The following is a 19,722-nucleotide window of genomic DNA, read 5'->3' as shown; positions in this document are numbered from 1 at the left end:
ATAAAGAACCTAAGAATTTCTATTTAAAATTCACAACAAATAAGTAACACCTTAATATTCTAATCCGAAACCATAAATCCTTCCATTCTGACAAAAACCCTTCCATTTTGGAAGGGTTTTTTATCGCTCAAAAATCACTAAAAATTATATCTTATTGATTATCAATAAGTAACAGCCTTCTTCTCTTTCTTGGCTCATATTTTGGCATTAGGTCATCAAATAAACAACTAAAACCATGATGACCTTCATTCTTTTACTCGCTGGGCTTTTATGCTTCGCATTCTTTTTAAAAGCGATAGATTTTTTTGAAAACATTTAACCTTAAACGAATCTAAAAAATTCTTATAAAATCATGATGACAGCCCTCTTTGCACTATCCATCGCCGTATTTGGCTATTTGTGTTATGTTTTATTAAAACCAGAAAAATTCTAAGCAATGAATACTGAAATTTTAGGAGTAATCCTCACCTTTATCCTCACAATAGCTTGTGCTATTCCATTGGGGAAATATATCGCAAAAGTTTTTGGTGGCGAAGCTACTTTTCTCGACTCAATCTTCAATCCTATTGAAAAACTTTTCTTTAAGTTTTCAGGTATCAATCCTAAACAAGAGATGACTTGGAAACAGCATTTAGTAGCCCTCTTAACGATTAATTTACTGTGGTTTTTCTGGGCAATGTTTGTATTAATGAACCAAAGTTGGTTGCCTTGGAACCCAGACGGAAACCCATCGATGTCAGCAGATTTAGCCTTTAATACCGCTATTTCATTTTTATCAAATACCAACTTACAGCATTATTCAGGCGAAAGCGGAATGTCGTATTTAGGACAAATCTCTTGCCTTACTTTATTCCAATTTATCTCTGCGGGTGCAGGTATGGCTGTTTGTGCGATGGTATTTAACGCCATGAAAGAACGCACTACTGATAAACTAGGCAACTTTTACAATTATTTCCTTAAAGCTTGTACACGTATTTTATTGCCACTTTCTTTAGTAGTTGCGTTGGTTGTTTTATACAATGGCACACCGATGAATGTAGAAGGTAAAGCTTCATTTATATCAATGCAGGGCGATACTGTACAGGTTTCTCGTGGTCCTGCCGCAGCCATGATAGGCATTAAACAAATAGGTACGAATGGTGGCGGATATTTTGGCGTAAACTCTGCTCACCCACTCGAAAACCCCAACTACCTAACCAATATTGTAGAAGTAGGCAGTATCCTGTTAATTCCGATAGCGATGGTTTTTGCTTTGGGCTATTATTTAAAACGTAAAAAGTTAGCCTATACCATTTTTGGGGTAATGACACTCGGTTTTCTATTATTCTTGATACCGTCTATCTATTTAGAAATGAAAGGAAGTACAGACATTTCGACAATGGGAATTACCCAACAACTAGGCAGTATGGAAGGTAAAGAAGTACGTTTTGGCCCTGCGGCATCTGCTTATTGGGGTATTGCCACAACAGTTACCTCAAATGGTTCTGTGAATGCCATGCACGATAGCTTTACGCCATTAACGGGGATGTTCACGATGTTGGGTATGATGATTAATGCACTATATGGTGGGGTAGGAGTAGGCTTCTTGAACTTCTATATTTTTATCATCATTGCGGTATTTATTTCAGGCTTAATGGTTGGGCGTACACCTGAGTTTCTGGGTAAGAAAATAGAAGCAAAAGAAATGAAGATTGCAACCATTATTGCCTTACTTCACCCACTGATGATTTTAGGGGCTACTGCCTTATCATCTTTCGTCTTTGTTAAAAATCCTGATATTGGCTGGTTAAATAACCCTGGGTTTCATGGCTTTTCAGAAATGCTGTATGAATATACTTCTTCGGCTGCCAACAATGGTTCTGGTTTTGAAGGACTAGGCGACAATACTGTTTGGTGGAACGTTACCTGCGGTATTGTGATGGTAATCAGTAGGTTTTTGCCAATTATCGGTCCAGTAGCCATTGCAGGGATTTTAGCTAATAAAAAATATATTCCTGAAAGTGCAGGTACTTTAAAAACCGATACTGGAACATTTGGATTGATGGTTTTTGCCGTAATTTTTATAGTAGCAGCCCTATCCTTCTTCCCAGCCCTGACATTAGGCCCAATTGCGGAATATTTTACAGCTTTTAGCTATAAGCCTTGAGCGATAAGCTTTTAGACTTCGGATTTGCTTATAAATCAAAAATTTAAAATACTTTAAAATATTCAAAGCTGATAGCTCATGGCTCACAGCTTAAAGCTTACTCCAATGAAAACCCAACCAACTTCGCTTTTTCAAGCAGATTTAGTCAAGGAAGCTCTTACAGCTTCTTTTGTAAAGCTAAATCCAAGAATAATGTTCCGAAATCCTGTAATGTTTACCGTTGAATTAGGAACACTTGTGATGCTATTTGTTACGATTTATAGCATCAATAATACAGATCAAGGCTCATTTGCTTATAATCTAACGGTTTTAATCATCTTATTGCTAACCCTTTTATTTGCCAATTTTGCCGAAGCCATCGCCGAAGCGAGAGGTAAAGCCCAAGCGGATTCTCTCCGTAAAACCCGAGAAGAAACACCAGCTAAACTAATTCGTTCGGTTGGGGAAATGTATTTGAACGAGATTCAAATTGTAAATTCAGCTCAGTTGAGAAAAGGAGATGTTTTTGTGTGTGAAGCAGGAGATACTATTCCTACCGATGGCGAAATCATTGAAGGCTTGGCGACGATTGACGAGTCGGCTATCACGGGGGAATCTGCCCCAGTAATTCGTGAGTCAGGTGGGGATAAATCATCTGTAACGGGTGGTACAAAAGTACTTTCTGACAAAATTAAAGTAATTGTTACGACAGAACCAGGTGAAAGCTTTTTGGATAAAATGATTGCTTTGGTAGAAGGAGCTTCTCGCCAAAAAACACCTAACGAAATTGCTTTAACCATTCTTTTGGCTGGCTTTACCCTAATTTTTATCATTGTCTGTGTAGCCCTTAAACCTTTTGCAGATTACGCTAACACACCCATAACGATTGCGGCTTTTATATCACTATTTGTTTGTTTAATTCCTACTACTATCGGCGGTTTACTTTCTGCGATTGGTATTGCTGGTATGGACAGAGCTTTACGGGCAAACGTAATTACAAAGTCGGGTAAAGCGGTGGAAACAGCAGGGGATATTGATGTTTTGTTGTTGGATAAAACAGGGACAATAACCATCGGTAACCGTAAAGCCACTAATTTTTATGCGGCAAATGGCACAGATAATAAAACGTTTATGAATGCCACCATTTTGAGTTCTTTAGCCGATGATACGCCCGAAGGTAAATCGATTATTGAGCTAGCGGCTAGTCATAGCTTGAAGATTCCAGTGCTACAAAGTGATGTAGAATTAATAAAATTCACGGCTGAGACTCGTTCATCAGGGGTAAACCTTCCGAACGGAACACGTATTCGTAAAGGTGCTTTTGATTCAATGAGAAACCTTGCAGAAAATGCAGGCAATACTTTCCCTGCTGAAATTACTGATAAAGTAAAATTTATCGCTAGTAATGGAGGCACTCCTTTGGTAGTGACTGAAAACGAAAAAGTGTTGGGTGTTATTGAACTACAGGATATTATCAAACCAGGTATCCAAGAACGTTTTGAACGTTTGCGTAAAATGGGTATCAAAACGGTAATGGTAACTGGTGATAACCCTTTGACAGCTAAATACATTGCTGAAAAAGCAGGTGTAGATGATTTTATCGCTGAAGCCAAACCAGAAGATAAAATGAACTATATCAAAGCCGAACAAGCAAGTGGTAAACTGGTAGCCATGATGGGTGATGGTACGAACGATGCACCTGCTTTAGCTCAGTCTGATGTAGGTGTAGCCATGAACTCTGGTACGGTGGCTGCCAAAGAAGCTGGTAACATGGTGGATTTGGATAATGACCCTACTAAACTGATTGAGATTGTAGAAATCGGTAAGCAATTATTAATGACCCGTGGTACACTGACTACCTTCTCGATTGCTAATGACGTAGCTAAGTACTTTGCCATTGTACCAGCGTTGTTTATTGCCAGTATCCCGAGCTTGCAAGGGCTTAATATCATGCACTTGCATTCGCCAGAAAGCGCCATTTTATCGGCAGTGATTTTTAATGCATTGATTATTCCTGCTTTAATTCCCTTGGCTTTAAGAGGGGTTGATTATAAGCCAATCGGAGCAAGTGCTTTATTAAGAAGAAACTTATTGATTTACGGTGTTGGTGGACTTATCATTCCTTTTATCGGAATTAAAGTATTGGATTTAGCGGTTGGATTGTTTTTCTAAGGAAAACAAAACTCATTTTCAAATCACCACACTTTCAAATTTTCAAATTCATTTTTTTCAGACAATGAAAACTCAATTATTCCCAGCACTTAAACTCACTTTGATGTGTTTGTTGCTATTCGTTATTATTTATCCTTTAGTGGTTTTGGGCTTTGCACAGTTTGCTCCTAGCAAAGGTAAAGTGCCTTTTGTTGAGTATCATGGAAGAATTGTAGGAGCAGACAATATCGGTCAGAAGTTTGACCAAGACCAGTATTTTAATAGCCGTCCTTCGGCTGTGAGTTACAATGCTGCTGGTTCTGGGGGTTCAAACAAAGGGACTACAAACCCTGATTATTTAGCACAAGTGCAGGCTCGTATTGATACCTTTTTGGTGCATAATCCAACAGTTCCTAAAGCCGAGATTCCATCTGAATTAGTAACAGCTTCGGGTAGTGGGCTAGACCCACACCTTTCACCAAAAGGTGCTTTGGTACAGATAGATAGAATTGCCAAAATTAGAAATATATCAAAAGAAAAATTAGTAGCATTAGTAAATGCCCAAACCGAAAAACCTCTTTTGGGCTTGTTCGGAACAGAAAAAGTAAATGTATTAAAATTGAATATTGCTTTAGAAGCTTTGAGTAGCAAGTAGTGAGCTTTGAGCCGTGAGCTATAAGCTTTGAGCAAGAAGAGTTCACTCATGGCATGACTTCAAGTCATGCCATGAGTAGATTGAATGATTTATTATAGCTCAAAGCTCATTGCTAAACCTAAACCTATCAAACTATGAGATAAACCAATTCACAAAAACAATCTCATATCATGAAAACAATTTATTTTACTTTGATTGCCTTGTTCGTTTTTCAAACAAGTATTTTTGGACAAACTGAAAGTAAACCAAGCATTACTTGGTCGGCTTATCTGGAAACCTATTATGTCTATGATTTTAATCAACCAGCGAATCATGAAAGACCAAGCTTTTTGTATAATCATAACCGACACAATGAGTTTAATTTGAATCTGGGTTTTATCAAAGGTAGTTATAGTACAGAAAATACCCGTGCCAATTTAGCTTTGATGGCTGGTACGTATGCACAGTATAATTTGGCAGCCGAACCATCACTTTTACAACACGTTTTCGAAGCCAATGTTGGTGTAAGGCTATCTAAAAACAACAACCTATGGTTAGATGCTGGTATTATGCCATCGCACATTGGTTTTGAAAGTGCTATTTCAAAAGATTGTTGGACCTTAACCCGAAGTATTTTAGCAGAAAATACACCATACTTTGAATCTGGGGCTAAAGTTACTTTTATTAATCAAGATAATCGATGGACGCTTTCTGGCTTGGTATTGAATGGCTGGCAGAGAATAAAACGTCCAAATGGTAACCAAACACTTGCTTTAGGGACACAAGTACAGTTTAAACCAAACGATAAGACTACGCTTAATTGGAGTACTTTTATCGGAAATGATAAACCGAGTAATGAGAAGCAACAAAGGTACTTTTCAAACCTTTATGGTATATTTCAAGTATCTACAAAATTGGGTTTGATTGCAGGATTTGACTATGGTATGGAACAAGCGTCAACGGGTTCGTCAGATTATAATACTTGGTATAGTCCTGTTGCTATTTTAAAATATACAGCCAATTCTCAGTGGTCTGGGGCGGTTCGTTGGGAGTATTATCAAGATAAAAATGGCGTTATTATTGCCACTAATACACCTAATGGTTTTCAGACAAGTGGGTATTCGCTTAATGTAGATTATAAAGCCAGTGATAATATCCTTTGGCGAATAGAAGGAAGATTATTAGAAAGTAAAGACAATATTTTTATCAAAGAAGGGCAAACCGTGAAGAATAATTTTTCATTGAATACCTCAATCGCTATCTCAATTTAAGATGCAAAAAGAGCAGTCAGCAGCATATTTTCTTGAACTAATCCGCCAGTCGAAGCGAGGGAAGTTTAAAATATACATTGGCATGAGTGCTGGTGTGGGCAAAACATTTAGAATGTTGCAAGAAGCCCACACCTTGCTTCGTAACAATGTCAATATAAAAATTGGTTATGTCGAAACCCATAATCGAGCAGAAACTCATGCATTGCTAGAAGGCATTCCTATGATTCCTCGTCGGAAACTTTTTTATAAAGGCAAGGAATTAGAGGAAATGGACGTTCAAGCAATTATCAATCAACGTCCCGAAATTGTGATTGTAGATGAGCTGGCTCATACTAATATCGAAGGGTCGAAGAATGAAAAACGGTGGCAGGATGTCATGGAGATTTTGAATGCTGGTATCAATGTTATTTCTGCGGTTAATATTCAGCATCTCGAAAGCCTTAATGATGAAGTAAAGAAAATTACAAATGTAGAAGTAGCCGAAAGAGTACCCGATTGGGTTTTGCAACAAGCAGACGAAGTAGTCAATATCGACTTAACGGCTGATGAGCTTATTGTCAGGTTAAAAGAAGGTAAAATCTACGATTTGAAAAAAGTAGAAACAGCCTTGAATAATTTCTTTCAGCCCTCTAAGCTTTTGCAGTTGCGAGAATTAGCCTTGAAAGAAGTAGCCCATCAGGTAGAAAGAAAAGTATTTAATGAGGTTTCCAGTAGTAAATTTACCCACGAACGTTTCTTAGCTTGTATCAGCTCAAATGCCAATACTTCTAAAAATATTATTCGAAAAACAGCTCGTTTAGCATCGCATTACGATTCTAAATGGTTTGTTTTGTATGTACAAAGACCTTCGGAAGCAAGTGATAAAATAAATTTAGCTACTCAGCGACACTTGATTAATAACCTAAAACTAGCTACTGAATTAGGAGCAGAAGTTATCAGAATACAAAGTGATTCGGTGGCAAAAAGTATTGTAGAAATGGCTGAAAAATATGAAATCACAACGATTTGTATCGGGAAGCCACATTTTAGTTTATTCAGAATTATCTTGGCGACGAATTTATTTAATCAGTTATTGAAAAAACTATCGTCCTCAGATATTGATATTGTTATTTTAAGTTAAATAGATTACTCATTAATGGTTGTCTATTATTTCACTGGCAGGCAATCAAAAAAAGCTGAAAGCTCATTGCTCACCACTCACAGCTAATTACCATGAAAATCAAAGCAAAACTTCAACTGGGATTATTCTTCCTGTTTTCTGTCATCGTGCTGTTGGGTGGCATGGGAACTTATTATCTTAATCAGCTTAAAGCAGATTCCAGTAAAATTCTGCGTGACAATATCGAGTCATTAGAGTATGTGCAAGGCATGCAGGTAATCTTGAATACTTGGACAGCCGATCAAAGCAAACAAAAGGCATTTGAGCAATTATTAGATAAGCAAGCACATAACGTCACCGAAATAGGGGAAAAAGAAGCCACACAAGCATTAAGGAAAGAATATACTAATTTTAAGAAAGATACTACTGCCAACCATTTGTTAAAACTCAACCAAGCGTTATTTAAAATCGCTGAATTAAATCAGCAAGGCATTGTCAGGAAAAATGATTTAGCCTTAAAAACGGCAGAGAGTGCAAGTAATTACCTGAAAACGGTGGCTATCGTTTGTATGTTGCTGACGTTCACCTTTATCGTTAATTTCCCTTCTTATATTGCTAATCCGATTAAAGAACTTACAAAAGGGATTCAAGAAATTACAAATAAGAATTACGAACAACGACTACATTTTTCTTCAGAAGATGAGTTTGGAGAATTGGCTTCAGCATTTAATTCAATGGCAGAGAAATTAAATGAATACGAACATTCAAATCTGGCTAAAATATTATTTGAAAAGAGTAGGATAGAAGCCATTATTAATAATCTGAATGATGCCGTAATTGGGTTAGATGAAAAGAATAGAATACTCTTCGTAAATATTGTAGCGATTAAAATGTTGAATGTACAAGCCGATGATTTAATAGGTAATTATGCTCCAGACATCGCACTTTATAATGATTTATTAAGAACACTTTTGAATGAAAAAGACGGCAACAAAGAAATCAAAATCTATGCCGACGAGCGGGAAAGTTATTTTACCAAAGAAAGCCTAATTGTAGAAAGTAATGATAAAGTATTAGGAAAAGTAATTTTATTAAAGAACATCACTCGTTTTCATGAATTGGACGAAGCCAAAACTAATTTTATCGCTACCATTTCACACGAATTAAAAACGCCTATTTCAGCCATTAAGATGAGTCTGAAATTATTGGAAAACGAGAAAGTAGGTACTTTGAATAGCGAACAAAGTCAGTTATTAGAAAACATCAAATCAGATAGCCAAAGGTTGCTAAATATCACAGGTGAATTATTGGATTTGACCCAAGTAGAAAGTGGTAAAATTTCTTTGACCATGCAAGAGGTTGAACCACATAAAATTATAGAATACGCTACTTCGGCAGTGCAATTTCAGGCTCAACAAAGTAATATTGAACTTGAAGTACAGCTTTCGGGCAATCTTCCAAAAGTGCAAGCTGACGCAGAAAAAACAGCTTGGATTTTGGTGAATCTATTAACAAATGCCATTCGATACAGCCCTGAAAATAGTAAAATCATTGTTTCTGCCATTCGTCAAAATAACATGGTGATTTTTACGGTACAAGATTTTGGGAAAGGTATTGCAATGGAATACCTAGAAAAAATATTTGACAAATATTTTCAAACACCTGATAGCCAGAAGGGAACAGGGTTAGGATTGGCCATTGCCCGACAGTTCATTGAAGCTCAAAACGGACATATCTGGGTAGAGTCTGTTGTTGGTGAAGGGAGTACTTTTTACTTTTCCTTGAGGGTTTAGTGTTGCCTTATGTAGCTTTAGGAATTAAATAATCCCAAAGCTACATAAGGTATGAATTGAAAGTTATTCTACTTCTACAACCATTTCAATTTCAACCGCCATATTTAACGGTAAAGCACTTACTCCTAAAGCCGAACGTGCGTGTTTTCCCTTTTCTCCGAATACCTGAATCATTAAATTTGAGCAACCATTGATTACTTTTGGATGGTCAAAGAATTGGCTATCACTATTTACGAATCCTACTATTTTTACGATTCTTTTTACTTTGCTTAAATCGCCTAGTGTAGCTTTTAATACCGCTAATTGGTGAGTAGCAGCTAGTTCTGCGGCTTTGGCTCCTTCTTCTATGGTTAAGTCTTTCCCTAATTTCCCTGTGATATATTCTCCACTTGCTTTTAAAGGGCCTTTCCCTGAGAGAAATAATAAATTTCCTGTACGTACCACATTAACGTAACTGGCAATGGGTTGTCCTACGGCTGGTAAAGTAATGCCCAATTTGGCTAAATTTTCTTCTGGCGTTTGGGCAAACGTTTGAAGACTAAAGAATAAAGCGAGAAAAAGAAGAGTTTTCTTCATGATGATTGTTGTTTTAGTAAGGATGAACAATACTCAAATATTGTTTAAAATTATTAGATATTCAAGTACATTATTAGGACTAAGCATTTATTCAGATGTATTTATGGCTGTATGGACTAATTTTTGATTCCAAAACCTTAAGACTTACCTTTGCTTTTATATAGGGTATCATATTGTAAAATATAAATAATGATTAAGTATTTAAATATTTTTGATTTTTCAAAGAAAGTAGATTATAAAGTAGAAATATTAGCAGGACTCACCGTTGCCATGACGATGATTCCAGAATCGCTATCCTTTGCCATATTAGCAGGTTTCCCACCATTAATGGGTTTGTATGCAGCCTTTATTATGGGTTTTGTAACGGCTGTTTTTGGAGGGAGACCGGGGTTGGTATCAGGCGGGGCTGGTGCAACCGTAATTGTGCTTATTGCTTTGATGAAGTCGCATGGATTAGAATATGTTTTTGGGGCAATTATTATAGCAGGAATTGTCCAAATAATGGTAGGGTTATTTAAACTTGGTAAGTTTATTCGCTTAGTACCTCAGCCCGTTATGTTTGGCTTTGTCAATGGTTTGGCTGTTGTTATTTTTATGGCACAAATTGAACAATTCAAAACAATTGTTAACGGACAATCAGTCTGGTTATCATCGACACCCTTATATACTATGCTGGCTTTGGTAGCTTTAACAATTGCTATTGTTTTAATTTTTCCTAAAATCAGCAAAGCCGTTCCAGCTTCCTTAATGGCTATTATAGCAGTCGGAATAGGAGTGTACGTTTTTAAAATTGAAACCAAAACGGTCAAAGATATTGCTTCTGTGTCTGGTGGATTTCCACCTTTTCATCTTCCTAATATTCCTTTTACATTTGAAACCTTGCAAATTATTTTCCCTTATGGTTTGATTATGGCAGGCGTAGGTTTAACCGAAGGATTACTGACACTCAATGTAGTTGACGAGCTTACACAAACCAAGGGAAATGGCAACAGGGAATCTTTGGCACAAGGAGCTGCCAATATTTTAAATGGGTTCTTCTTTGGCATGGGCGGTTGCCCGATGATTGCTCAAACATTGGTGAATATTTCAGCAGGTTCCAGAGCCCGTCTTTCGGGTATTGTTGCTTCGCTGGCTATTTTATCAGTTATTCTGTTTGCTTCACCCCTTATTGAAAGCTTACCAATGGCGGCACTTACTGGCGTGATGATTATGGTAGCAATTGAGACATTTGAATGGATGAGTTTTAAAATCATCAACAAGATGCCCAATCAAGATATTTTTGTAGGAGTATTGGTAGCAGGCATTACCATTTGGTTTCATAATTTAGCTTTGGCAGTATTAATAGGCGTAATAATGTCTGCTTTATCTTTTGCTTGGGAAAGTGCCAAACGCATTAGAGCCAGAAAATTCATTGATAGTAATGGTGTAAAGCATTATGCCATTTATGGGCCGCTGTTCTTTGGCTCAACTACTGCTTTTGCAGAAAAATTTGATATTGTAAACGACCCGAACGAAGTAGTCATTGATTTTGCAGAAAGTAGAATTGCCGATATGAGTGCGATTGAGGCAGTTAATAAAATTACTGAACGTTACGCTCAACACAATAAAATGGTAAAACTTACTCATCTCAGCCCTGATTCCAGAGCTTTGCTGGCAAGAGCTGATAAAATAATAGAAGTAAATATTCTGGAAGACCCTACTTATCGTGTAGTTGAGGATTGATTTTTTACGCTTGTAGGACTAAAATTTCAAACATGATTGGTTTGTATATGCGATTGTACATATACAAACCAATAAGAATGATAAGATTAGTGAATTAATTCAGCTAGTTTTTTGTGAAGCTCTTCACTTCTAAGGTTTTTCGCAATGATTTTTCCATTTTTGTCTAACAAGAAATTCATTGGCACAGCACTTACGGCATACATTTTAGCAGCCTCGTTTTGCCAGCCTTTCAAATCCGACACGTGAACCCATGTCAATTTATCAGCATTAATAGCTTTTATCCAGTTGTTCTTTTTGTCGTCTAGTGAAACCCCTACAATTTCAAAATTTTTATCACGGTACTCATTATACGCTTTTACAACATTTGGATTTTCTTTCCTACATGGGGCACACCAACTTGCCCAAAAATCAACCAATACATACTTTCCTTTTAGAGATGCTAATGTAAAGGCATTGCCTGTAGTATCTGCCATGCTAAAGGCTGGAGCCATTCTGCCAACATCCACTAAAGCAGCTTTATCTAAAAATTCTTTTACACTTATTCCATAATAAGAGTCTTTTGCATTTTTAGCCAAAAGATTATAATACTCCTTCGCTTTATCTTCAGAGCCAGCTCTCATAAAATAGCTATTTATGATAAATGGACTAATGGTAGAATTAGGGTGCGTAGTAATGAATTGCTTACAGATACTATCAGCATAAGCTTCACCAGCAACAAAAAGCTCATGAGCTGTTTTTCGTAACGCAACACTGTCAGGGTCTTTCGTTTTTTGAACGGTCTTGTACAAATTATCTCCCTTGCTCATCAATGCATACGCACCTTCCATTTGCTTTCTATGTACCATCCAGTCTGTGTGTAGAGCAGAGCCTTTTACAGTGCCTTTATTCAAAGAATCTTTGGTTGCCTGTACTAAAATAGTACCACTTTGTACAAATATATTTAGACGGTCTTTCTTCGGATTTAAATATAAACTATAAATAGCAGGATACTTTAATTTGCCTTTGAACGCAAACTTTCCGTCAGTACTTACCAATGAATCTACATCAAAACCTTTGCCATTATACGTAGAGATGAAGATTTTTTCATCCTTAACTCCTTCAATTTTACCACTAACATTGTATAATGCTTCTTTTTCTTTAGTAGGCTTGGTTTGAGCCATTATGCTTGAAGCAGACAAAGCTAATAAGCTTAGTGCCATTAATATTTTTTTCATAATCGTGCGTTGGTTGTTTGAAATGTTTTGTTAAAACTTATGATGTAAAAAAAGAGGAGTGTTGATAATTAAGCACTTTCTGTGCTTAATTATCAACCAAATAACAATTCACTCAATAATTAATATCCAGCATTCTGAGTTAGGTTCTTATTCGCTAATCGCTGGTTTTCTGGAATTGGATACAGCACCGCAGTCGATTTCCATGTCTTTGGTTTTTGCCCACCAATTACAGCATCAGCTCTATTTGTCCGTTTTAAATCTAACCAGCGGTGTCCCCACTCTCCAAAAAATTCTAGTTTTCGTTCTTTCTCAATCGCCAACAAGAGTTGCTCCTTTGTAATTGTACTTGACAAAGCTGCTAAACCTGCTCTTTTTCGAATAATATCTGCATCGGCTTTCGCTTCTACAAGTTTCCCTTGTTGTGCTTGTGCTTCAGAACGAATCAAGTATAATTCTGCAAAACGTAAACCAATGTTATATTCATTACCAGTACCTGTCCTTACTTTATACTTATTGATAAAGTAGTAATTGGTTGTGGCGATTTTGGTAACACCTGTCCAATTGATTTTTCTTAAGTCCACCTCTTCAAACGATTTATACAGCGTATCATAGAGTGAAAAATTTGGAATTACTCCTGTAGCAGCCAAGTAATTAGCCCCAAAAGTAGATACTCCTGTGGTGTTGGCTATTTGCCAAATCGTTTCAGTACTAGTATTTACAAAAGCATCTGCAGGTGCTGGCAAGGTATAGGCTTGTGCTGTAATTACCTGACTCGCCTGTGTTTCAGCATTTGCCCAATCTTTATTGTACAAATAGGCACGTGCCAACAATGTTGTGGCGGCATGTTTGTTGACACGTCCTTTGAAAGTACCCACATAGGTTGTAGGTAAATGCGTTTGAGCTTCTTTTAAATCTGTGATAATCTGAGCCCAGATAGTTGTAGCGGGTGTTCTTGGCGAATTTGCTTTAGCCTCATAATCAGCATCTGGCGTTAAAGACATTGGCACATCACCAAACAAATTGACTAAATAAAAATACGATAAAGCCCTGATGAATTTTGCTTCGCCCAATAACTGTTCTTTTACCGACGGCGTCAACGTTTGTGATTTGTTCAAACCAGCAATAGCATTATTGGCATTTTTTATTTGCTGATAGCCATAAAACCATGTCGTATTTTCAACCGAAGCATTAATAGACGTCAGTGCATTATTTTCAAATTCCTCAAAGGCACTGTTAGTATAATTATACTGAATATCATCAGCAGACATACCAGGGTAAAAGCTAGCTCCTTGAATAAAATTTACCATAATGTTTCCATTGTATAAACCAAGTATTGCACTGTTTGCAGTAACATCGGCTTTGAATACATCATCAGAAACAACCTGAGTGGGTGGAGCCCCCAATTCTACAAATGACTCACACGAGGATAAAAGCGATAAAGAAGTAAAGGCTGTTGCCCATAAAACTCCTTTTATTTTTTTATGAATATTTATCATAGTATTTCCTTAATTAAAATGAGCAATTGATACCAAACAAAATAGTTCTAAGTGGTGGCAAAACCTGTGCAATAGTACCTGTCCCTAATCCCGGAGGGCCACCAGCAACTGTTGTTTCAGTATCTAAAATATATTTGTTTTTAGACCAAGTAAATAGGTTTTGCCCTTGTACATATAGTCTGCAATTAGTCATTCCCAATACTTTTGCAATGTTTTTAGGAACATTGTAAGCAATACTTGCAGATCTCAATTTTAAATAAGAAGCATCTCCCCAGAAAGCATCCGACGAACTATAGAAGTTATATGAATTATAAACCGCGGAACCTGCTACGGCTGTTGCCGCTGGAACATTGGTAATATCACCTTCTTTTTGCCAAACATCTAAATACGCTGTATTTTGGTTATTCAAAGTACCGGGTCTGTTATTAAGAATATTGGTTTGACCAAAACGATGGTTAAATTGGAAAAAGAAATCTAATTGAAAATTTTTGTAAGAAACGCTATTTCCCAATCCTCCATAATAAGGCGTTCCGATTTTAGCAACGTATCGGTCGTCAAAAGTGATGGCTCCATCTTTATTAATATCCTCATATTGTGCTGCACCAGTTTTAGGGTCAACGCCTAAATAGTGAAGTACCTTTGTAAAGTTGATTGGCTGCCCAACAATGTATGACCCGCTAGAGAATGTATTTTCTATACCGGGAAATTCAACCAATTTATTTTTTGGTAAAGTAACATTTAAAGTAGAAGTCCATTTCCAATCGCCTGTTGAAATATTCGTCGTGCTTATATCGAATTCCAAGCCGCTGTTTTCAATCAAAGCAGGTAAGTTTGATAAAATTGAATTATAGCCCGTTTGGGTTGGCAAACGTAAGTAAGCAATCTGATTGCTTGAACGATTGTTATAATAGTCGGCTGTTAAAAGGATTTTATCTTTCAAGAAGCCCAATTCTAAGGCTACTTCAAACTTCTTGGTAGTTTCCCATTGAATATCAGCATTTGGTAAAGTAACAGGATTCATTGCTGGATTGCTCAGATACGTTCCTGATGTACTATAAAGCGGTAAGTACAAGTAGTTAGAAATCTGGTCGTTACCAGTAGTTCCATAGCTGGCTCTTAATTTACCAAAACTCAATACAGGTATTTTTTTAGCAAAATCTTCTTCACTAAATACCCAAGCAGCACCCAAAGCTCCAAAGTTTCCATAACGATTGTTCGGACCAAAACGAGAAGAACCATCTCTACGGAAAGTAGCATTGGCAAAATATTTACCTTTCCAATCGTAGTTTACACGACCAAAAAGAGCATTGTACTTGTATTCTACAATATTATTATAATTAATTGTAATCAAACCCGCTGCCGAAAGCGTATTCAACAAAGCCTCGCTACTATAGTTGCTTCCTGTGATGTAATAACCATCAGAAGTATTGTGTTGCCAGCTTGCTCCAGCTACTGCCAATAATTTACCTTGACCAATTTCCTTTGTATATTCTGCTGTTGGTTCAATAATATAGTTTTGGGCCTTGTTGTCTGCAAAAACCGAGTTACTTGTAGGGTTTGAAGCAGGGTTTAATACCGAAGCAGGAGTAAGGTTTTTTTGATCTAAATCTGTAATGGTATAGCCAAAGTTTGATTTGATATTAAAGCCTGAAAAAACATTATATCTTACACTTGCATTACCAATCAAATTGGTAGTGTTTGAAAGGTAAGTTCTTCCTAGAGTTGACAAGGGGTTGGTAAAGTTTGATGACCAAAATAACTTACCATTTGCATCATACAAAGGCAAGTTTGGCGGTAGATTATAAACCATACTTACATCACTTTGTGGTAGATTGGTGTTATCTTTTGAATAACTTACAGCAAAAGCAACATTTAGTTTTCTGTTTTTCGAGTTATGGTCTAAATTCAAACGACTGGTAAATCTCTTGCTTGAAAAGTCTCCAGGGAAAATCGTAGATTCAGTTCTGTAACCTGCATTAAACAAGAAGCGAGTATTGGCATCACCACCCGAAAGCGTTGTTTGAATGTCATTGATTTTACCAGTTCCACCCAAGAAATACTTTTGCCAGTCGGTCGTTTTGGTTTTATCCCAAACTAATAAATCTGGAGCATTGTTGGTATTAGGTGTTACGCCATCGTTTTTGAATGCCTGTGTTCTTAAATTATAATACTGCTCTGGATTAAGCATCGGGATAAAGCGATTCAATTCACTGAATCCAGTTGAAGCATTTACATCAAATTTTGTTTTTCCTGCTTTGCCTCTTTTTGTGGTAATCAATACTACGCCATTTGCACCACGTGAACCGTAAATAGAAGTAGCATCAGCATCTTTTAAAATATCAATACGTTCAATATCAGCAGGATTAATCATGCTGAAAGGGCTTACACCACCGTTAGCCCCCGACGTACCGAAAGCATTCAAGTTGTCTGTAGCAGGCGAACCGCCATTGAAGTTGGTGAAAGGCACGCCATCAATTACATACAAAGGAATTGTACCTGACGAAAGTGAGCCTTGACCACGAATTTGGATTTGTACGGCACTTCCAGGGAGACCATTGTTTTGAGCAATCTGAGCACCAGGAATACGACCAGGCAAGGCCGCCAATACATTGGCTACTGGTTGCTTACTAATTTCAGCTGAAGTAATAGAGCTTACTGAGCCTGTATTGATTCTTTTTGAGGAAGTACCATAACCTATCACTACTACTTCATCCAATGCCTTTTGTGAAGGCTTAAGACTTATTTTCAAGTCAGTAACATTTCCTACAGTTACTGTATATGACTCATAGCCTACATATGTAAATAAAAGGATGTATCCCTTTTTTGCCAAGATGCGGAATTTCCCGTGTTCATCGGTTATTGTTCCGAATGGTGTACCTTTGGCAGTTACAGATACCCCTATTAAAGGTTCGCCCGTTTCGGCAGAGGTAACAATACCTGTAACGTCCTCCTTTTGTTCTGACTCTGTAGATGTATTCGGTAAATTGTTTCCTTTTAATGCATTAAGCGAAATGCTGGTCGCTGGAATTCTGGATAAAATAATTAAATGTTCGTCTTTCACCGCATATTTAATCCCCATTGGCTTAAGCAAGCCATCCAATAAATTCCCTAGTGCTTCTTTTGAAGAATTGACACTTACTGTTTGATTTAGATTGATTTGGCTACTGCTATAAACAAACTTTACTTTAGCTTCTTTTTCTAAACGCGACAAAGCATTTTTGAGTGAAACGTTCTCAATTTTTATAGAAACACCTTGATTGAGAACACCTTGCGCAAAATTTACATGAGCGTTGATGATTCCCGTAAAAATCATAATTATGATGGCTTGATGCATTGTAAACCGCATAATTCTTAGGGTTAAGTCTTTGATTCGATAATTTTCTATCATACCTTTGATTTGGTTTTATTCTTTGTTGAAATGGAGGAATAAGACAATAGTTTCTCATCACCGTTACCAAACGGTGTGATGAAATGGAGTTAGCCAAGGCAGGAGTGCTGGGAACACTCTTGCCTTTTTTTAAGATTTTTTTTCTGTCATTAAGGATTACATTATTTTGGTTTATTGATTATTTAGTTTGATTTTTTGCAAACATATTATCCGTAAAGTCAAGCCCTCCATCTCCTAATTACATCCCTCTGCTTTTAGCCATACAGTATTGTTTTCTCTCTCAAAAGTTCCATTTAAAGTTTGGCAAAGCACTTCAAATGTTTTTACTAAAGACTGATCTGTGAAGTCAGCCGTAATCAAACAATTCTGCAAATTGTTGTCTGTTAACTTTACAGTTACATCAAATTTTGCCTCAATCTTCTTAATAATATCACTCATTTTGGCATCTTCAAAATTCATATTGTATTCTGTGTTGGCCAAATATTCCTCTTTTTGTACGTTTACTTGTGCTTTTATTTCCTTTTCAGCTGGCATACAAATGGCTTTTTCTAGTGGTAGAATCAACATTTGTTTATTCGTATTAGGTAACGAAACCGTTACTTTACCCGTGAAAACCACTACTTCGATGTGTCCACCGATGTGTCTAATATTAAAACTTGTACCCAAAACTCGAGTATCCATCTGACCCGAATGTACAATAAAAGGATGATTAGCATCTTTGGCAACTTCAAACAACGCTTCCCCATTTAAACTGACTTCCCGATTCTGTTTATCAAAATGTTCTGGATATGTCAACGTACTTTTACCTTTCAACCAAATAATACTACCATCAGACAGCATTAGTTTCTTTGTTTGCCCGTCTGAAGAGGCGACTATCGTTTCATTCTTTAAATCAAACACATCATAGCCTATTGGACCCAAAGCAAATAATCCAATCAGTATGGCCAACACCGCCGCTATTTTAACATAATTGGCCAAGTTAAAAAAACGGATAGATTTTCGGGGCGAAACCGCTATCTCTTGCTTAATCTTAGAAAACATTCTTTGCTTTATCGCAAGCTTTTCGGCTTCTTTGATATTCTCAAAAGAATTTTGTTCAGTTGCCAACGAATCCATCCATTCTTCTACTATTCGTTTTTCAGCGACTGTACAAACGCCCTGTTGGTACTTCTCAATTAATATAATAAGCTTTGAATCTCCCATAGTTGTTTTAAGGTTTGAGTAGATAAAATATTATTTTGGAAGATTCATAAATGCCCAAATAATATTTTATGTATCCTCTTATAGTGAAGTAAATGCAAAGGCGTTATACACCTATCTCAAAATGAAAAAAAATCTTTTTTTTAAATTAGGCATAAGTTTACCCTGAAAATGGCTACTTAATTAGGTAAATAGCTCGAAGAAAATGCTTAAAACCAGAAAATCACCCAATGAATTTCGTAAATGCTTTAAGGCTTTGGTTAAATGATTCTCAACGGTTTTATGTGAAATGTTTAGTTGAAGCGAAATTTCCTGAATGCTTAAATGTTGCGTTCTACTGAGTCGGAATACTTCCTGACATTTTTCAGGAAGTTCAATAATGCTTTTTTCCAACATCATTTTTAAATCATTCAATGCCATTTGTTCATTGGTCGAATCGTCGAACAATGCATCTCTGAAATGATTAAAACTATCAATGTAATTATTGCGTACCTGAGTCGATTTCATGAAATTGAGCATCTGATACTTGACAGCTTGGAAGAGATAGCCTGAGAGTGAACTATTAATTTGCAGGTTTTGGCGATTAGACCAAAGTGAAACAAAAACATCTTGAATGATTTCCTCAGATGCTTCTTTTTCCCTTAGTCTATTATAGGCAAATGCATAAAGTTTTGCCCAATACCTTTCATAAATTTCATCAAAAGCAGAGGTTTCTCCTTGCTGAATCAGTAGGTATAGTTCTTGGTCAGTATGTGATATCGTTTTATTTATTTCTTTAAAGGTAAAGATTTTGAAAAGAAAAGAGTATTGTGAAATTACGAAAAATAATAACGCTTACCATACGAATCATAAAGCTACAAACAACTTATTTAGAATTTATAATTTTTCTAATAAATGTGTTTTTAAAGCCTTTAAAGCTGAAATAAACAAAATATAATTGATTTAATGGTAAATTCAACCCAATTAATAATTTTTTTTGCAGAAAAATCAATGAATTTAGTGAAATTAGCACAGAACGTATATTTATGATGTTATTTCGTTATATTATTAATC

At 36.5% G+C, this 19,722-nt stretch carries 14 protein-coding genes; 8 read left to right on the top strand and 6 right to left on the bottom strand.

What is annotated here, in order from left to right; translation table 11 throughout:
* The first annotated feature begins 352 nt into the window (after positions 1 to 352).
* The 7 genes from kdpF (at position 353) to AC07XN_RS15460 (ending at position 9,073) form a co-directional block, all read left to right on the top strand.
* Positions 353 to 433: a K(+)-transporting ATPase subunit F gene (kdpF, locus tag AC07XN_RS15490; protein ID WP_184135434.1), complete on the top strand. Its 81-nt coding sequence runs from the start codon at positions 353 to 355 to the stop codon at positions 431 to 433.
* A gap of 3 nt (positions 434 to 436) precedes the next feature.
* A complete protein-coding gene (gene kdpA / locus AC07XN_RS15485) occupies positions 437 to 2,146 on the top strand; it encodes a potassium-transporting ATPase subunit KdpA (protein WP_309918104.1) in 1,710 nt (569 codons plus the stop codon).
* Positions 2,147 to 2,251: 105 nt separating this feature from the next.
* Positions 2,252 to 4,297, top strand: coding sequence for a potassium-transporting ATPase subunit KdpB (gene kdpB / locus AC07XN_RS15480; RefSeq protein WP_494743729.1), 2,046 nt, complete (start codon positions 2,252 to 2,254; stop codon positions 4,295 to 4,297).
* Between the two features lie 64 nt (positions 4,298 to 4,361).
* On the top strand, positions 4,362 to 4,931 hold the full coding sequence (locus tag AC07XN_RS15475; RefSeq protein ID WP_309918109.1) for a K(+)-transporting ATPase subunit C: 570 nt from the start codon (positions 4,362 to 4,364) through the stop codon (positions 4,929 to 4,931).
* 170 nt (positions 4,932 to 5,101) lie between these two features.
* Positions 5,102 to 6,181, top strand: a complete 1,080-nt coding sequence (locus tag AC07XN_RS15470; RefSeq protein WP_494743728.1) for a porin — start codon at positions 5,102 to 5,104, stop codon at positions 6,179 to 6,181.
* Position 6,182: 1 nt separating this feature from the next.
* Positions 6,183 to 7,301, top strand: a complete 1,119-nt coding sequence (locus AC07XN_RS15465; protein WP_494743727.1) for a sensor protein KdpD — start codon at positions 6,183 to 6,185, stop codon at positions 7,299 to 7,301.
* Positions 7,302 to 7,393: 92 nt separating this feature from the next.
* Positions 7,394 to 9,073, top strand: coding sequence for a HAMP domain-containing sensor histidine kinase (locus tag AC07XN_RS15460; RefSeq protein ID WP_494743726.1), 1,680 nt, complete (start codon positions 7,394 to 7,396; stop codon positions 9,071 to 9,073).
* Between the two features lie 63 nt (positions 9,074 to 9,136).
* Here the strand turns inward: AC07XN_RS15460 and AC07XN_RS15455 are convergent, their stop codons facing one another.
* Positions 9,137 to 9,649 carry a RidA family protein gene (locus AC07XN_RS15455; RefSeq protein ID WP_494743725.1) on the bottom strand — a complete coding sequence of 171 codons (513 nt, stop codon included), beginning with the start codon at positions 9,647 to 9,649 and terminating at the stop codon, positions 9,137 to 9,139.
* A 189-nt stretch (positions 9,650 to 9,838) separates the two neighbouring features.
* Here AC07XN_RS15455 and AC07XN_RS15450 point away from each other — a divergent pair, with 189 nt between their 5' ends.
* The gene (locus AC07XN_RS15450; RefSeq protein ID WP_494743724.1) at positions 9,839 to 11,371 is read left to right on the top strand and encodes a SulP family inorganic anion transporter; all 1,533 of its coding nucleotides are present in this window, start codon (positions 9,839 to 9,841) and stop codon (positions 11,369 to 11,371) included.
* Between the two features lie 86 nt (positions 11,372 to 11,457).
* Here AC07XN_RS15450 and AC07XN_RS15445 read toward each other — a convergent pair whose 3' ends face one another.
* From AC07XN_RS15445 to AC07XN_RS15425, 5 genes are all read right to left on the bottom strand, one after another.
* Positions 11,458 to 12,585, bottom strand: a complete 1,128-nt coding sequence (locus AC07XN_RS15445; protein WP_494743723.1) for a redoxin domain-containing protein — start codon at positions 12,583 to 12,585, stop codon at positions 11,458 to 11,460.
* Between the two features lie 119 nt (positions 12,586 to 12,704).
* Positions 12,705 to 14,081, bottom strand: coding sequence for a RagB/SusD family nutrient uptake outer membrane protein (locus AC07XN_RS15440; protein WP_309918129.1), 1,377 nt, complete (start codon positions 14,079 to 14,081; stop codon positions 12,705 to 12,707).
* Between the two features lie 13 nt (positions 14,082 to 14,094).
* Complete coding sequence (locus AC07XN_RS15435; protein WP_494743722.1) at positions 14,095 to 17,469, bottom strand: TonB-dependent receptor; 3,375 nt, start codon at positions 17,467 to 17,469, stop codon at positions 14,095 to 14,097.
* Positions 17,470 to 17,703: 234 nt separating this feature from the next.
* Positions 17,704 to 18,672 carry a FecR family protein gene (locus AC07XN_RS15430; protein ID WP_494743721.1) on the bottom strand — a complete coding sequence of 323 codons (969 nt, stop codon included), beginning with the start codon at positions 18,670 to 18,672 and terminating at the stop codon, positions 17,704 to 17,706.
* 180 nt (positions 18,673 to 18,852) lie between these two features.
* On the bottom strand, positions 18,853 to 19,395 hold the full coding sequence (locus AC07XN_RS15425; RefSeq protein WP_494743730.1) for an RNA polymerase sigma-70 factor: 543 nt from the start codon (positions 19,393 to 19,395) through the stop codon (positions 18,853 to 18,855).
* Positions 19,396 to 19,722 lie beyond the last annotated feature (327 nt).

The sequence above is a fragment of the Arcicella sp. GW458-12-2-14-TSB2 genome, assembly GCF_059423785.1.
The sequence above is the reverse complement of the archived record's forward strand: the minus strand, read 5'-3'. Positions and strand labels throughout refer to the sequence as shown.

What these genes read in the sequence shown, in the direction of transcription:
- AC07XN_RS15455 (WP_494743725.1), bottom strand. Translation starts at nt 9,649, where the DNA reads ATGAAGAAAACTCTTCTTTTTCTCGCTTTATTCTTTAGTCTTCAAACG.
- AC07XN_RS15460 (WP_494743726.1), top strand. Translation starts at nt 7,394, where the DNA reads ATGAAAATCAAAGCAAAACTTCAACTGGGATTATTCTTCCTGTTTTCT.
- AC07XN_RS15465 (WP_494743727.1), top strand. Translation starts at nt 6,183, where the DNA reads ATGCAAAAAGAGCAGTCAGCAGCATATTTTCTTGAACTAATCCGCCAG.
- AC07XN_RS15430 (WP_494743721.1), bottom strand. Translation starts at nt 18,672, where the DNA reads ATGGGAGATTCAAAGCTTATTATATTAATTGAGAAGTACCAACAGGGC.
- AC07XN_RS15440 (WP_309918129.1), bottom strand. Translation starts at nt 14,081, where the DNA reads ATGATAAATATTCATAAAAAAATAAAAGGAGTTTTATGGGCAACAGCC.
- AC07XN_RS15435 (WP_494743722.1), bottom strand. Translation starts at nt 17,469, where the DNA reads ATGATAGAAAATTATCGAATCAAAGACTTAACCCTAAGAATTATGCGG.
- kdpA (WP_309918104.1), top strand. Translation starts at nt 437, where the DNA reads ATGAATACTGAAATTTTAGGAGTAATCCTCACCTTTATCCTCACAATA.
- AC07XN_RS15475 (WP_309918109.1), top strand. Translation starts at nt 4,362, where the DNA reads ATGAAAACTCAATTATTCCCAGCACTTAAACTCACTTTGATGTGTTTG.
- AC07XN_RS15445 (WP_494743723.1), bottom strand. Translation starts at nt 12,585, where the DNA reads ATGAAAAAAATATTAATGGCACTAAGCTTATTAGCTTTGTCTGCTTCA.
- kdpB (WP_494743729.1), top strand. Translation starts at nt 2,252, where the DNA reads ATGAAAACCCAACCAACTTCGCTTTTTCAAGCAGATTTAGTCAAGGAA.
- kdpF (WP_184135434.1), top strand. Translation starts at nt 353, where the DNA reads ATGATGACAGCCCTCTTTGCACTATCCATCGCCGTATTTGGCTATTTG.
- AC07XN_RS15450 (WP_494743724.1), top strand. Translation starts at nt 9,839, where the DNA reads ATGATTAAGTATTTAAATATTTTTGATTTTTCAAAGAAAGTAGATTAT.
- AC07XN_RS15470 (WP_494743728.1), top strand. Translation starts at nt 5,102, where the DNA reads ATGAAAACAATTTATTTTACTTTGATTGCCTTGTTCGTTTTTCAAACA.